This is a genomic window from Klebsiella sp. AqSCr (genome assembly GCF_008452795.1).
Classification (GTDB): Bacteria; Pseudomonadota; Gammaproteobacteria; order Enterobacterales; family Enterobacteriaceae; genus Klebsiella; species Klebsiella pneumoniae.
In genome coordinates this window covers 2,193,133-2,207,801 of sequence record NZ_MJDM01000005.1, presented here as the reverse complement: position 1 = coordinate 2,207,801, position 14,669 = coordinate 2,193,133, and the positions used below count along the sequence as shown (strand labels likewise).

The 14,669-nt window shown below is 60.9% G+C and carries 14 protein-coding genes; 5 read left to right on the top strand and 9 right to left on the bottom strand.

What is annotated here, in order from left to right; translation table 11 throughout:
• Positions 1–6 precede the first annotated feature (6 nt).
• The 3 genes from arsC to BHE81_RS14705 all read left to right on the top strand — a co-directional run bounded on the left by arsC (position 7) and on the right by BHE81_RS14705 (position 2,939).
• A complete protein-coding gene (gene arsC / locus BHE81_RS14715) occupies positions 7–429 on the top strand; it encodes a glutaredoxin-dependent arsenate reductase (RefSeq protein WP_016947386.1) in 423 nt (140 codons plus the stop codon).
• Positions 430–901: 472 nt separating this feature from the next.
• Positions 902–2,455, top strand: coding sequence for a peptide MFS transporter (locus BHE81_RS14710; protein ID WP_023301508.1), 1,554 nt, complete (start codon positions 902–904; stop codon positions 2,453–2,455).
• 184 nt (positions 2,456–2,639) lie between these two features.
• On the top strand, positions 2,640–2,939 hold the full coding sequence (locus tag BHE81_RS14705; protein ID WP_002916274.1) for a DUF1889 family protein: 300 nt from the start codon (positions 2,640–2,642) through the stop codon (positions 2,937–2,939).
• 264 nt (positions 2,940–3,203) lie between these two features.
• On the opposite strand, the gene BHE81_RS14700 is transcribed toward BHE81_RS14705, so the two are convergent.
• The 4 genes from BHE81_RS14700 to BHE81_RS14685 are packed head-to-tail and all read right to left on the bottom strand — an operon-like array spanning position 3,204 to position 7,903.
• Entirely contained in the window at positions 3,204–4,652 is a 1,449-nt protein-coding gene (locus BHE81_RS14700) for an MdtP family multidrug efflux transporter outer membrane subunit (protein ID WP_023301509.1), read from the bottom strand.
• A complete protein-coding gene (mdtO, locus tag BHE81_RS14695) occupies positions 4,649–6,586 on the bottom strand; it encodes a multidrug efflux transporter permease subunit MdtO (protein ID WP_004151786.1) in 1,938 nt (645 codons plus the stop codon). Before mdtO ends, BHE81_RS14700 begins: the two co-directional genes overlap by 4 nt.
• Before the next feature lie 12 nt (positions 6,587–6,598).
• Positions 6,599–7,624, bottom strand: a complete 1,026-nt coding sequence (gene mdtN, locus BHE81_RS14690; protein WP_004174502.1) for a multidrug transporter subunit MdtN — start codon at positions 7,622–7,624, stop codon at positions 6,599–6,601.
• Positions 7,625–7,630: 6 nt separating this feature from the next.
• Positions 7,631–7,903 carry a YtcA family lipoprotein gene (locus tag BHE81_RS14685; RefSeq protein WP_002916204.1) on the bottom strand — a complete coding sequence of 91 codons (273 nt, stop codon included), beginning with the start codon at positions 7,901–7,903 and terminating at the stop codon, positions 7,631–7,633.
• Between the two features lie 205 nt (positions 7,904–8,108).
• Between BHE81_RS14685 and yjdI the strand changes: the two genes are divergently transcribed.
• Positions 8,109–8,339 carry a 4Fe-4S mono-cluster protein YjdI gene (yjdI, locus tag BHE81_RS14680; protein WP_002916202.1) on the top strand — a complete coding sequence of 77 codons (231 nt, stop codon included), beginning with the start codon at positions 8,109–8,111 and terminating at the stop codon, positions 8,337–8,339.
• 11 nt (positions 8,340–8,350) lie between these two features.
• On the top strand, positions 8,351–8,623 hold the full coding sequence (locus BHE81_RS14675; RefSeq protein ID WP_002916201.1) for a GNAT family N-acetyltransferase: 273 nt from the start codon (positions 8,351–8,353) through the stop codon (positions 8,621–8,623).
• Positions 8,624–8,665: 42 nt separating this feature from the next.
• On the opposite strand, the gene BHE81_RS14670 is transcribed toward BHE81_RS14675, so the two are convergent.
• Genes BHE81_RS14670 through BHE81_RS14650 form a run of 5 tightly spaced genes read right to left on the bottom strand, consistent with a single transcriptional unit; the run spans position 8,666 to position 14,658 of the window.
• The gene (locus tag BHE81_RS14670; RefSeq protein ID WP_023301510.1) at positions 8,666–10,078 is read right to left on the bottom strand and encodes an EAL domain-containing protein; all 1,413 of its coding nucleotides are present in this window, start codon (positions 10,076–10,078) and stop codon (positions 8,666–8,668) included.
• Entirely contained in the window at positions 10,075–10,977 is a 903-nt protein-coding gene (locus BHE81_RS14665; protein WP_024264619.1) for a fimbrial protein, read from the bottom strand. The genes BHE81_RS14670 and BHE81_RS14665 overlap by 4 nt, the downstream gene beginning before the upstream one ends.
• A 17-nt stretch (positions 10,978–10,994) precedes the next feature.
• The gene (locus BHE81_RS14660) at positions 10,995–11,480 is read right to left on the bottom strand and encodes a fimbrial protein (protein ID WP_004229447.1); all 486 of its coding nucleotides are present in this window, start codon (positions 11,478–11,480) and stop codon (positions 10,995–10,997) included.
• Between the two features lie 27 nt (positions 11,481–11,507).
• Positions 11,508–12,035, bottom strand: coding sequence for a fimbrial protein (locus BHE81_RS14655; protein ID WP_004185520.1), 528 nt, complete (start codon positions 12,033–12,035; stop codon positions 11,508–11,510).
• A gap of 10 nt (positions 12,036–12,045) precedes the next feature.
• The gene (locus tag BHE81_RS14650; protein WP_021440691.1) at positions 12,046–14,658 is read right to left on the bottom strand and encodes a fimbrial biogenesis usher protein; all 2,613 of its coding nucleotides are present in this window, start codon (positions 14,656–14,658) and stop codon (positions 12,046–12,048) included.
• Between the last annotated feature and the right edge of the window lie 11 nt (positions 14,659–14,669).

Below are 14,669 nucleotides of genomic sequence, written 5' to 3'. Positions count from 1 at the left end.
CGTGCTATGAGCATCACCATTTACCATAACCCTGACTGCGGCACCTCGCGTAATACGCTGGCGCTGATCCGTAACAGCGGCGCCGAGCCCACCATTATCTATTATCTGGAGACGCCGCCGTCGGGTGATGAGCTGCGCCAGCTGCTCGCCGCGATGGGGATCCCGGTGCGCGCGCTGCTGCGGAAAAACGTCGAACCCTACGACGCGCTGGGCCTGGCGGAAGACCGGTTTACTGACGACCAGATAATCGACTTTATGCTTCAGCATCCGATCCTGATTAACCGTCCGATCGTAACGACGCCGCAGGGCACCCGACTCTGCCGCCCGTCAGAGGTGGTGCTGGAGATCCTGACGGCGCCGCAAAAAGGCGCATTCGTGAAGGAGGACGGTGAGCCAGTCATTGATGCCGCAGGGCAGCGTGTGAAATAGCGCGCAGAATGGCGCCGGCTGTAGCAGCCGGCATGCCGTGTTAATCCTCCTGTATGGTAGGCTCTCCAGGTATGTAGCGCCTGGATTGCTGACAATATTCTCGCTTAGCGCTATTTCTCCACTATCCAGTCTGTTTCCCTTACTTTTCCTGCCGTTATACACCGCCTCTGCGCCGGTGGTTTATGTCTCTCGATAAATTATTAACTGTTTGTTTTTAATAGGTAAAATTTCGTTTTGTGCGTAATGATATAAAGTCAACGTCGTTTGCATTATTGCGAACATTAAATCTGTAAAACTAGATGTTTGTCGACTTTTCATCTAAAAAGGGAAGGTAAGGGGCTGGACAAAACCATTGCGTGGTTATCAAATGGTTAAAAATGCTCGTGTTTGATGTTAATACAAACAAATTATAAATCGTCAGCCTGCTTTATACGGTTAACTTGCGCTGCGGCGCACCTTACCTGGAGAATTTATGCATTCCTCTGTTAATAAAAACGAAAGCCGTACCTTTTTCGGCCATCCTTATCCGCTGGGCTCACTGTTTTTCACTGAAATGTGGGAGCGCTTCTCGTTTTACGGCATCCGTCCTTTACTGATCCTGTTTATGGCGGCGACAGTGTACGACGGCGGCATGGGCCTGGCGCGAGAGAACGCCTCGGCGATCGTTGGGATTTTTGCCGGCAGTATGTATCTGGCCGCGCTGCCTGGCGGCTGGCTGGCGGATAACTGGCTTGGCCAACAACGCGCCGTCTGGTACGGCTCTATCCTGATCGCCCTGGGGCACCTGTCGATCGCTCTGTCAGCATGGCTGGGCAACGATCTGTTCTTTATCGGTCTGATGTTTATCGTCCTGGGTTCCGGGTTGTTTAAAACCTGTATCTCGGTGATGGTCGGCACCCTGTATAAAAAGGGCGACGCGCGCCGCGACGGTGGTTTTTCGCTGTTTTACATGGGGATCAACATCGGCTCGTTTATCGCGCCATTGATCTCTGGCTGGCTTATCAAATCGCATGGCTGGCACTGGGGCTTCGGCATCGGGGGGATCGGGATGCTGGTGGCGCTGATCATTTTCCGTGTCTTTGCCGTACCGTCGATGAAGCGCTATGACGCGGAGGTTGGCCTCGATTCCACCTGGAACAGCCCGGTGGCGAAAAAGAATGGCGTTGGAGCGTGGCTGATGGCGCTGGCTCTGGGAGTGGCGGTGCTGGTCACGCTTATCAGCCTGGGCACGATCGTGATTAACCCGGTAGCGGTGGCCAGCGTGCTGGTCTATGTAATTGCCGCCTCCGTGGCGCTCTATTTCATCTGGCTGTTCGTCTTCGCCGGACTCAACCGTAAAGAGCGGGCGCGCCTGCTGGTATGCTTTATTTTGCTGGTCTCGGCGGCCTTTTTCTGGTCCGCGTTTGAACAGAAACCGACCTCCTTCAACCTGTTTGCTAACGACTATACCAACCGGATGATCGGCGATTTTGAGATCCCCGCGGTCTGGTTCCAGTCGATTAACGCCTTGTTTATCATTCTCCTCGCGCCGGTATTCAGCTGGGCGTGGCCTGCGCTGGCGCGTAAAAACGTTCGTCCGGGCAGTATGACCAAATTCGTCATTGGCATCCTGTGCGCAGCGGCGGGCTTTGGCCTGATGATGCTGGCGGCGCAGAACGTTCTGAGCAACGGCGGGGCCGGTGTGTCGCCGCTGTGGCTGGTGGGCAGCATCCTGATGCTGACGCTCGGTGAACTGTGCCTCAGCCCGATTGGGCTGGCGACCATGACTCTGCTGGCGCCGGAGAGAATGCGCGGCCAGATGATGGGGCTGTGGTTCTGCGCCAGCGCGCTGGGTAACCTGGCGGCGGGCCTGATCGGCGGTCATGTGAAGGCCGATCAGCTGTCGCTGCTGCCGGACCTCTTCGCCCGCTGCTCCATCGCATTGCTGATCTGCGCCGCCGTGCTGGCCGTGCTGATTGTCCCGGTCCGCCGGATGCTGGAGAACAGCCGGTCCAGCGCCGCGCAAAAATCCCTCAGCAACGCCTGACGCGATCCTCAGGCCGGCCCTACGGGGCCGGCTTGTTTTTTGTCCAATCCCCGCCCCAGCAGAACAAAATCCCCTTTTCACAATGCGCGATGTCCCATAACGTGAGCGTGTTCTTTGAAATCACGTCGCTTTCCGGTCCATAGTGTAGTCAGGTTTACTATGTGGTTAATATAAGGACACACCTATGCCAGCAGTCATTGATAAAGCATTGGATTTCATCGGTGGTATGAATACGTCTGAGCCAGTACCACAGTCTATGGATGAAAGTACCGCGAAGGGAATTCTCAAATATTTAAAAGAACTGGGCGTACCCGCCACCCCGGCCGACGTCGCTGCGCGCGGCCAACAGCAGGGCTGGAGCGCTGGGTTTACCGACAAAGTGGCGGAGTGGGCTGAACGGGTCGCCGCCGGCGAACGGCTGGTGATTAAGCATCCGGAATTCTTTTCCACCTATATGCGGGAAGAGCTGCGCGCCCTGGTGTAATCGCCGCGCATCCACCCCGCCTCTTCAGCTTAATGCCTTCCCCTATTGGGAAGGCATTCTGGCGAATGACAAACCCGTTTCGTTATTGTGCCCGCCTTTCTGCCGGGTGGCGGCTTTCGCCTTACCCGGCCTACAAAAAACTCCAATATCAGACAGTTATGCAGTTAGCTGTAGGCCCGCGCAAGCGCAGCGCCGCCGGGCAAGCGCTGAAGATTGCACTTTGTCTGCAGTCTGATTGCCTTCCCCTCGGGGAAGGCATTTTTGTTACTGCCCTCGATAGCCGCCGCCCAGGGCTTTGATCAGGGTAATGTCGGTGCTTAGCCGCTGGGCCTCAATGTCCAGCAGCAACAGCTGCTGGGCGAGGACCGCCCGGCGGGCTTCTTCGGCGGCGTAGCGGCTGAGGAGGCCGCGCTGATAATGAGCGCGAGCGCTATCGGTGGTGGTCTGCGCCGCGGTGACTTTTAGCTGCTGCAGCGCGCGCTGCTGATTCAGGTCGTTAAGCTGGCTGGAACTGATGGCGACATCGCGAACCGCATCCAGCACCGCCTGGTTGTACTGTTTGATCAGGATGTTGCTGGCGGTGCGTACCGACTGCAGATTAGCGTTCAGACGACCGCCGTCGAAGATCGGCAGATACAGCCCGGGCAGCAGGTTGATCTGCTGGAAAGAGGACTTAAACAGATCCCCGACGCTCAGGGCGTTATAGCCCCAGAACGCTTTGATATCAAAATGGGGGTAGAAGGCCGCTTTCGCCGCATCGACCTGGCTCAGGGAGGCGGTGACGTAGCCGCGCAGCGCCTGCAGGTCCGGACGGCGGGCCAGCAGCTCGAAAGAGAGCGACGGCGGCAGCGTCTCCTGGAGCGCCGGCAGCGCCACCGGATGGATGGCCGGCATGCTCTGCGCATCGGCGCCGATCAGCGCCCGCAGGGTTTCACGATACTGGGTCAGCATCCCCTCGGCGCTAATGATCTGCTGGCGAGCGGCGAGCTGTTCGGCCTGGGCGTTGGCCACATCCACACTGTCTTCCAGGCCGCGCCGGGTCCGGTGCTCGTGGGCTTCCACCGAGAATCGGGCAATGCCCTCCAGCTCCTGCAGCAGCGCGATTTTCTGGAACGTCGCCTGCATGGCGAAATAGAGCTGCGCCACGCTGCTGGCGATGTCGAGCTCAATGCCGGCGGTCTCCGCCAGCCGGGCGTTTTTCTCGCCAATAGCGGCGGCGACCCGTGCGCGATCGGCCCCCCAGAGATCGATATTCAGCTGCGCCCCGACGCCAACGGTATTCAGCGTATACCAGGGGCCGTTTTTATCCACCGGCAGGGAGTATGAGTAGGGCCAGCTAAAGGATTTGTCGGTGATCCGCAGGCGGTTTTGCGCCGCGACGGCGGTGGCCTGCAGGCCCATCGCCGACCGGGCGAGTTCCACCGTGGACTGCGACTGGGAGATGCGCAGCCGGGCGGCCTGCATGGTCGGCGAGTTCTGCAGCGCCCGGTTGATCAGCATATTGAGCTGAGGATCATCATAGGCCTCCCACCAGCGGGCGGCCGGCCAGTCGCTGTTCGCCAGGTGGATCACCTGCGCCAGCTGGGCCTGCTGCGGATTGACGATGGCGACCTGGGCAGGCTCATCCTGGATCAGCGCGCAGCCGCTGAGCTGCGTCAGCGTCAGGGTAAAAAGAGTGCCGCGCAGGCGCGCGGAGAAAGGAAGGATCATCATGACGTTTTAGCCTGTTGCTCAGTCGCTATCGGTGTCGGCCCCCAGTCGGGCAGGGCGGCCAGCGCGGCGGCCAGCGCCGGGCCAAAGGGGTTAGTCAGTTCGGCGGTCAGCTGTTCGCCAGGCGCCGTCGCCTCCTGTTCGATACGTTCAGCGTAGCGCCGCAGCTGTTCGGCGCAGCGGGCCAGGGTCGGGTCTCCCGGCGCGGCGTTGAGTCGGTAGCCTTCGCTGAGGCGGGCGATCTCCTCGGCCTGGGCGAGGGTGGCGCGCATCGGCCAGTCTTTCGCCTGGGGCCAGGGGTGAGCATACGTGCCCAGCGGTTCGGCGCGAACCCGGTGGATCAGCGCTTCGCTGTCGGTGAAGGCGACAAGCAGGGGAGCCAGCGGAACCGCCTCCTTCGGGGCGGCGAGGCAGTCCGCCAGCCGGCGATAGAGTGCCGCAAGGCGGGTTTTCAGCTGCGGCGCTTCGCTGTCCGGCCAGAGATACAAATGAACAATGGAGGAGACCAGCACCCCGAGCAGGATGCCCAGCACCCGATCCCGGAGCTCGGTGAGGTTCGTCAGCGGAGCAAACCAGCTGAGAAAGGCCAGCGCAAAGGTGAAACCAATCTGGATCCCGGCGTAGGCGATACGCTCCGAGCCGGCGGCAATCCACGCCGCCAGCGCCAGCACCGGCAGGGACATCGCCAGCAGGCCCGTCAGCGAATCGGTCCAGGGCTGGACAAAGACGATTAACAGCAGCGCCAGCAGGGAGGCGAGCAGCGCCCCGCCGATGCGCAGCCATGTCTTTTGCATCGTGGCGCCCAGCCCGGGCTGGGCGACGATCACGCAGCTCAGCATAATGGTATGTAGACCCTGCCAGTCGGCAGCGGTATAGAAGACATAGCAGATTAGGGTCGCCAGCAGGGTCTTGAGCGCAAAATGGAGATATGCCGGGTTGCGCCAGGCGTCCGGCGCCAGTAGGGGCGCCTTCTCCACCTCACCCTGCGGCAGGGCAACCGGCTCACCCTGCGCCAGCCGCTGCAGAGTGGTAGCCATCTCCTGCAGAACAGCGCGATTGACGCCGCGACCGCTGAGCGTCAGGGGAGGAATAGCGCCGTCAAACGGCTCCTCGCTAAGGGCGTTCTTCAGCTGAAGTACCGCCTGCGACAGCTGCTGGCGATCGTCACTATCCGCCTCGTCTGCTTGCAGCAGGGCCGCCAGCTGGTAGCAGCGCAAAGTGGCGGCCAGCCGCGAGCGCCAGGCCAGGGGATCGGCGGCGATCTCCGGTGTCGCCCGGCTGGCCTGGGCGAACAGCGACTGCAGCTGATTGAACTGCGCGGCGGTCTCGCCGAAGGTCGGTGGCGCTTCAGCGTCCGGGGCCGCCAGCCGCCGGGCGACCTCGTGCAGCATCCCGGCCAGGCGCGCCTTAAACTGGTTACCGGGAAAGGCCTGCTGAAAGCAGGCGTTGACCAGCAGGGTGACGAGGATCGCGGTGTTAATCGCCACCCACAGCCAAAGCAGCAGCCGCACCAGGATCTCGCTCTGGCTGGTCATCGACGGGAAGGTCTGAGCGTAAATCACCGCCAGCGCCACCACGAAAAAGGCCAGTCCCAGCTTGCCCAGCACCCGCATCAGATAGAGGGCGCAGAAAAAGAGCGCCACGGAGGCTGCCAGGCGGATCAGCGGGTAGTCATAGGTCCACTTGATGATCAGCAGCACGCCGCCGAGCGCCACGGTGACGGTGACAAAAAAGACCACGCTGACCAGCTTAATCATCAACACGTTAGGCTGGCTGACGTAGAACACGACGATCAGCGCAACGGCCAGGAAAGGGATCTGCAGGGTCATAAACAGGGTGATGAGCACCGCGCAGCTTAGCGTCAGGCGCAGCGTGTAGCTGGCGCGTCCCGGCGCGTCGCGCAGTTCCTGGCGTAAAAAATGGGCGAGAGGAAACATAGCGTCGCCCGGCTACGGCTGCAGCACGGCGCTGGCCGAGGCGCCCATGCGGAACAGTTCCGGGTCGGGATCGCTGACGGCGATTTTCACCGGGAAGCGCTGCGAGACGTGGACCCAGTTAATGCTTTTCTGGATCAGCGGCAGCCCTTCGATGACGCTCCCACCTTCGGGCAGGACCCCGGAGCCGACCGAATCCACCACCCCGTTAAAGGTCCGGTTGTGGTTGGTCATCACGGTGATCCGCGCCGCCACGCCGGGGCGCACGTTGTTCAGGTCGGTTTCGCGGAAGTTCGCGATCACATACCAGCGGTCGTCATCCAGCAGGGTGAAGACCGGCTTCAGCGCCGAGGCGTACTGGCCGACGGTGGTTTTCAGCGCCACCACCACGCCGTTGAACGGCGCGCGCACTTCGGTAAATTCCAGATGCAGTTCAGCGAGGGCGATTTGCGCCAGGACCCCGGCGCGTTGCGCCACCATGGCATCCACGCCGGTCACGGCCGCCGAGGCCTGTTTGGCCTGCAGCAGCGTGGCCTCCAGCTCCGCCCGCGCCGCTTTCTCAGCGGTGCGCGCCTGATCGAGATCTTCCTGGGAAGCGAACCCCTGCGGCACCAGCGGCTCAAGGCGGATACGCGTGGAGGTGGTCTGCTTAACCAGCGCTCTGGCGCGCTCGACGGCGGCCGCCACCGACTGGGCGTTATACTCCTGCGCTTTGATGGTGCGCTGGGTCAGCATGATCTGCGCGTCGAGGGTCGTCAGCCGGGCCTTCGCGTCATCGAGCATTGCCTGATAGGGGCGGGGGTCGATGCGGAACAACAGATCGCCTTTTTTCACCCGCTGGTTATCGCGAATGGGCATCTCCACGATGCGTCCGCTGACCTCGGGCACTACATCGATGGTATCGGCATAGACATAGGCGTCATTGGTCTCCGGCGAGGTTTGCAACTGCCAGATAACGAGGATCAGCGCCAGGATGGCGGCAAGGACCAGCGCCAGCAGAGGCCACTTTTTGCGTAACAGGGAAGTGCGGGAAGTTGTCATAAGCGATCAGTGAACAAAAAACAGAAACCACAGCAACGTGGCGAACAGGAACATCAGCGCGACGTAGCTGAAGACCAGGGGAGAAAAGCGCGGCTGCCAGCCTTTACGGGTAATCAGGATATGGCAGGGGATCAGTAAAAACGCACCGCCCAGTAAGCAGAAAAACCAGCCGGGAAAAGCAGCGCCCAATACCGGGATCTCTGGCGAAAGTGAGCAGCCGGAAAGCGGCAAGACGAGCAGTAACCGCGCCGGGCGGGCGATGGTGGCAATATGATTCAATGGAACATCCCTGAGTGATCATACCAGTGTGTCATGAGTGTAATCGCCTCGTTGCGGGAATGAAAGTCAACCGATCGTTGACTGCGGGATCCTTGCGCGATGGGAGAGCATGATGTGAGGCGTCAATTCCCGCGCTTGCGCATAGTCAGCCGCCACGGCGAGGGCTATGCTTAGCCTGAAAGATAAAAACGACCGAGGCAATGTCATGGATAAGGAATTACTGGAAGCCGGCTACCGGGCCTACACCGGGGAGAAAATCGACGTCTACTTTAATACGGCGATCTGTCAGCATTCCGGGAACTGCGTGCGCGGCAGCGCGAAGCTCTTCAACCTGAAGCGTAAGCCGTGGATTATCCCGGATGAAGTGGATGTCGCGACGGTGGTAAACGTGATTGATACCTGCCCGAGCGGCGCTCTGCAATATCGTCATAAATAAGCGAGGAGAAGATGGAAATACTGGAAGGGCATAACAAATTTTATGTTAACGACGCGCAGGGAAACCAGGTGGCGGAGATTGTTTTTGTTCCCACCGGCGAACACCTCAGCATTATCGAACATACCGATGTTGATCCCAGCCTGAAAGGCCAGGGCGTGGGGAAACAGCTGGTGGCGAAGGTAGTGGAAAAAATGCGCCAGGAGCAGCGGAAGATTATCCCTCTCTGCCCGTTTGCCAAACATGAATTCGATAACACCCGCGAATACGACGATATTCGCGCATGACGTACCGGCACCGGTGCTAACCGGTGCGCTTTTCTCGCACCCTCAACGATCCGCCGGATCGCGCTGGTGGGAAAAGCGGCGGATCAGATCCGGGAGATGTTCGCGCCGCATCGGTGGTGAAAACAGATAGCCCTGGAAGCGATCAATCCCCAGCGATTTTAACTGCGTAAATTTCGCCAGTGAATCCACCCCTTCCGCCACACAGCGACTGTCGCTTAACTGGCAGTAGTAGGCCAGGCTTTTTATTAGCGCAAGCGCCTTTGGATCGTGCTGGGCGTCGTTGACGATGCTCATATCCAGTTTATACGCATTGAAGTGCAGTCGACGCGCCGGAAAGATAACGCTCCCCTGAGAAAAGCAGTCGTCCAGCATCACGCGCACGCCAGCACGTTGCAGCTGCGCCACGTGGGCGGCGGAGCGGCTCTGATGGCGAAAATCGATAGTTTCAGCATATTCCAGCACCAGCCTTGCCACGCCCTCTGGCTGCCGAAGCTGCTGGCGAGCGGCTTCCACCATCCGCAGCAGGCTGTCACTGTCGGCGAGTGAGGAGGGTATGTTGACCGAAAAATAGAAGGTGCCTGGATACTCATTAATATTCTGCACGGCCTCCTGCAGAACAAAGGCCGTAAGCAGCAGCCAGGTGTAGTCGGCGCGGAAGTGCGGTAGAAAGGTCTGGGGGTGAAGTACCTGGCCGCGGTGGCGCCAGCGGATCAGGATCTCCACCCCCTGTAGCTGTGAGCGACTATCGACGATAGGTTGAAAAACCGGGAAGACCTGGTGATCGTGAATCGCTTGTACCCATTCCTGTTCAAACGCCGTCAGTGCGTTTGCGGGTGAGCGCGGCAGCAGCGTGCGCGGAAAGCGGGGGGCCAGATGCGGATGACATTCCACCAGCTTTTTCACCCCAGCCAGCCGCTGGGTGTAGAGCGTTTTCTGGCTCAATCCGAGACGTTGGGCCTGCTCGCCTATCGTCTGCCCTTGCAGCAGGGCGAGGATCACCTTGAGCTCGGCGTGGGTCAACCCGACGACCCGTTTTCCGTGGATCAGGGCGGCTTCGCTGGCAAGCCGCTCAAGCCGCGGCGCATTCTCCAGCCGATGGGCCAGCTCCGCGCAGGACAGATCGGCGGGGGCAGTATGGACGTTGCGCAGACGATCCGGATGACTCACCTGATAGAGCAGCGTTTGCCACAGCCAGATGGCCGGGCTGCGGCTCAGAATCAACATCGGTAACGGCGGCAAGGCCTCGTCGAGTAGCCTTGCCGCCTGGCGCAGCGTGGTGAGCATCCACAGGGGATCGTCAGGGAGATACACCACGATCCGCTTCACGGCGGCCAGTTCGCGCAGGGACACGCCCTCGACCGGCAGCTCAACGGGCCGCTTCGCGGCGTTCAGCATCAGCTGGCTCAACCCGCGGGCGGCCAGCGAGCAGGGCGAGAGGATATAATCGGTCATCATTGATAGACAAAGGTGATGCCGATGATCGACTGCACGTTGCCGGCGGTAACCTGGCCTGTGGTCCGGGCATAGGTGGCCGTCAGGCCGAGGTTGACCGGCGAGGTGCCGACGGTGCCCAGCGAGACCGTGCTGTTCGCCGGGACGGCGCTGCCGTTGCGCGTCAGCTGAACGCCTATCCCCTGCGCCGGCGAGGCGGAGGCGGTATTGGTGAAGATCGCGTTGGCGCTGTCCGCGGTGGTGCCGGAGAGGTAATACCCCAGCTGCTGGCTTTGCGCGCAGTGGACGGTGAGCGGCACGGCCATCGATCCCGGGTAGTCGGGGAGGGTGACGGTGACATCGCGGGCGGAGACGTCGCAGCCGCCGGTGGGGACCACCACGTCGTTGTTGGCGTAAATGTTCCAGATGAACTGGAAGGAGTCACTATTGTAGTTGTTGGTCTGATGCAGGATCAGCACCGCGATTAACGATCCTGCGGTGATGGCCACTCCACCGGCAGTGCTCACCGGCGTCAGATACAGGACGGCCGGCCAGGGTTTATCGGTCCGTGAATCATAAATCACCCGCGCGGTTTCCGTGGTGGTCGGGAACGGGTAAGAGGTGCCGTTATATTTCACGGTGCCTGAAAAACTCGACAGCACACCGCCATAGGCGGATCCGCGCTGCAGGGTCACGTAGTCGGTGATCGTTTCCGGATAGTCGTTATGGCAAAAAATCTGCGTGGAGAGGTCGACCACCAGGTTTTGCCCGACGTTCACCGCCGGGGTCAGGTTAACGTAGACGTTGGCTGACCCGCCGCCGATGGGAATCGTCGCCCCGGTGGCCGTTTTGCAGGCAAAGGACCAGGCGTTCATCGACCAGCCCAGCAGCAGGGTGGTGAACAGGGGGATTATTTTTTTCATCATGATGCTCTCCTGGCTCAGGCGTAGGTATAGGTGACGTTAATCACCGCCTGAATGGTGCCTTGCGTGGCGCCGCCGTTGACGGACAGCGCCCTGACCTGCAGCGGGAAGCGAGCGGACTGGCTGGCCTCATCCACCTGTACCGACTGGCTGCTGCCATTGTTCAGCGTGGTGCCGTCCTCGTTCTGCAGTTCGAGCTGAATATTGCCCGCCGTTCCCTGGTTTTTGTAATAGCCGGTGCTGTCCGCCGTTCCGCTGAAGGTGGCTTTCACCCGTGAAGTACCCACGGGGCAGTTGCTCAGATCCAGCGCCACGCTGTGCCAGGCCGATGCCGAGCCCGCACCGATCAGGCTAAAGGTATAGAGATCGCCCAGCTCGACGGTGGCATTGACGGTGGAAACCGTGCAGGGTCTGGCCACCACCTTGCCGTTGACGGTGAGAGTGACGTCGGCCGCCCGCAGGGAAGCGCTCGCGGTTAACAGGCCGGCCAGCAGCCAGCCCACATGAGTCCATTTCATTTCAGCCTCCGCTTACTGAAATTCCAGGGTGAATGTCGCTGTCGCATTGACATGCCCGGCGGTGACGGGCACCTGAGTGGCCATCAGCCGGGCGTAAAAGTTGAGAATATTGGTCTGGCCCGGGGTCAGCGTGGTCCAGGTCATGGTGGATGACGGCGCATTGACCGGCAGCCGGGACTGCTGCTGATCGAGAATTTCCACCCCCATTCCTGCCGCCGCCGAGGTCCCGGCATCGAGTTTTAACAGGCTGGTGTTGACGCTGTCCGCCACGCCGGTGAAACCGACCTTCACCGCGGTGACGGAAGTGCCGCAGGGCGACAGCACGATGCGGAACGGCACCGGCGGCGTCGTCGCCCCAACGGCATAAAACTGCTTCGCGGCGTTATCCTGTAAATCGACAGTAAAATCCTTCGATTCGCCGGCTACCGCGCAGGCGTTATCGCGGACATAGCCGCTGATGGCGATCGTGCTATCGGCGGCAAGCGCAGCCGGTGCGCCCAGGGTGAACAGGGCGCCCAGCAGATACTGCAGTGTTCTCATCATGATCTCCTTAGCGGCACGCGACCGAAAGCTGACTGAGCGCCTGCTGCTGGCTCTCCGGCGGCAGACGGTAATCGGCCACGCACTGAGCGTCCGGGCCATCGCCCCATTTCACCCGCACTTTGCCCGCCAGCGCCATCCCGCTCAGGTAGACCTGGCCGTTGTCCGCGACGATGCTGCCGCTCTGGTTGCTGTCGCCGGTGGCGAGGGCGCCAAACGGCACCGGTTTGCCGCGATGGGTCAGCGTCATCAGGATCTTCATCCCCACCTGGGCGTTAAAGTTGGCGCGGACAATCGCCCCATGGGTGGGCACCACGCTGACCACCGCATCGTCAAGGTCGACATTGTCCGCCAGGGTGTTGGTATCCAGCGCGATCCGGTTTTCGCGATACTCAGTGGCATAAGGCAGGACGGCATACCCGCGCCAGTCGGTGCGTACCCCGGTCTGGTTTTCCACTTTCACGCCGCCGGCGCCGGGGGCTTTCACCAGCACCACGGTATCGTTTAACGGTTGGCTCAGGGTGATGCCGTTGGCGTGCGCCAGCACGCCGCCGCTGACCCCGTAGTAGAGCTGTTTAAAGCCATCGCTGCGGCTGTAGCCGACGTTGGCGTTGCCGTAGCCGCCGCGGTAGTTGAGGGCGGTGTAGCCTGTGCTCCCGTTGTCGCCGTTGCCGCCGCCGGCATAGCCGGTCTGCACGCTATAGCTGAGGTTGTTGTCTTCCAGCAGGGTGCCGTACAGGCCCGCCAGATTGGTCATGCGGCCATTGAGATCGTGCGACAGGCTGTAGCTGGCGCTGGCGTGCCGCCAGACCGAGCGGCTGTCGGAACGCAGCCAGTGGCTGAAGGGGATATTGATATTGATCGCCAGCATTTGATCGCGCCCCTGCTGCCAGGCGTTTTTTGTCAGGCTGTAGCTTAGCGACCAGTTGATATCGTCCACGGCGGCGTTGAGGCCGGCCTGCAGCTGCTCATCGGCATCGTCGGTGCCCCAGTAGGTCTGGTGGCTACCGCTGAGATAGAGGGTGGCGGTGCGCCCCAACTGCTGAGTCACGCTCAGCTGCACCTTGCCGCGCTTGCTGTAAGCCAGATTGTAGTAGTCGGTAAATTTCGGTTTTACCTGGATAACGCCGTCCTGGGTTTCCACACTGTAGCCGCTCATCCGGCGGTAAGTGGTATCGGCAAAGTTATAATAGCCGCGGGTAGAGTAGCGGTAGCCCACCAGCTGCAGGTTGGTGCCGGTCTCATCCAGGGATTTGTTATAGAGAAAACGCACCGACTGCCCCTGATGTTCGCTGTCGTCAGCCAGGGTGGCGTTGGCCTGAGTGATATCCAGCGACAGGGCGCCGAAATAGCCCATGTTTTTCCCCACCCCAAGGTTAAAGGCGCGATAGCGGTCTGCCAGCTGGGTGCCGCCGTAGAGCGTCCAGCCTGCCGGCAGGCCATGCATGACCGTGCCCTGGAAAAAATCGGGCGTTTCCTGCTGACTGTTGCCGCTGCGGTACTCCCCGGCGGTGAGGGCGAAGCGGGTATGGCCTTCACGCTGGAGAACCGGCACCGTTGACCAGGGCACGCTGAAGACCTGGCGGGAGCCATCCGCTTCTTTGATCGTGACCTGCAGATCGCCGCCATTGCCCGCGGCGTAGAGATCGTCGATGGTAAATGGTCCCGGCGGCACTGTGCTCTGGTAGATTTCGTAGCCGTTTTGCCTGATTGACACCTGCGCCGTGCCGCGGGCGATCCCGTGGATCACCGGCGCAAAGCCTTTCTGGCTGTCCGGTAGCATATTGTCGTCGGAGGCCAGCTGGGCGCCGCGGAAGTTGATCCCGTCGAAGACATCGCCGTTGGTGTAGCTGTCCCCTAGGGTGAGTCGCGAACGCAGAGGCGTGATGTCCCGCTCAAGCCAGCTGTTAACGTGCTGCCAGCGATTCTCGTTGGATGAGGTGCTACCGCCGCTGCTGTAGCTCCAGGTGCTGTTATCGCGCAGACGCCAGGCGCCAATGTTCAGGCCGCTCTGTAGATTCAGATAGGCGTAACGGCTGCTGCCACCTGTGGTGTTATGGGCGTTATTGCCCGTGAAGTTATAGTTTATCAGCCCGGCGGTGATACCGTTATCCCACAGCTCCGGCGGAATATAGCCGCGCGCATGGTTACCCATAAATGCCTGGGGGACGGTGAGGTACAGGCGCTGCTGTCCGACGTCGAAGCGCGTGGTAGCTTCGCTGATAAGCGTGGTCAGCGGCACGCAGGCCGTGCTGTCCAGCGTCGCCATGCCCGGCACCCGACCGGTATCCACACCCATGCTCGCCAGCTGGCCGCGTGTCAGGCAGGGGGACAGACCGTGACCCTGGGCATCGGCCTGGAAGGTGACGTCCCGGGTGGTCATAAAACCATTGTTGAGATAAATATCGACGCGATAGGTGCCTGGCGGAACCTCCTGGCCTTTTTCAAATCCCGACAGGTCAGCCACCGCCGCCGGATCGTCAGCTAAAAAGCGGGGGTTAAAATAGAGGTCCGCCCGCGCGGCAAACGGCTGTGAGCAGAGCCACAGCGCCAGCGCCGGAGATACCAGGCGCCGGGCAGTTCGGCAACCTAAATGATCCAGTCCATATTTCCGATGTGACATTATCCCTCCGG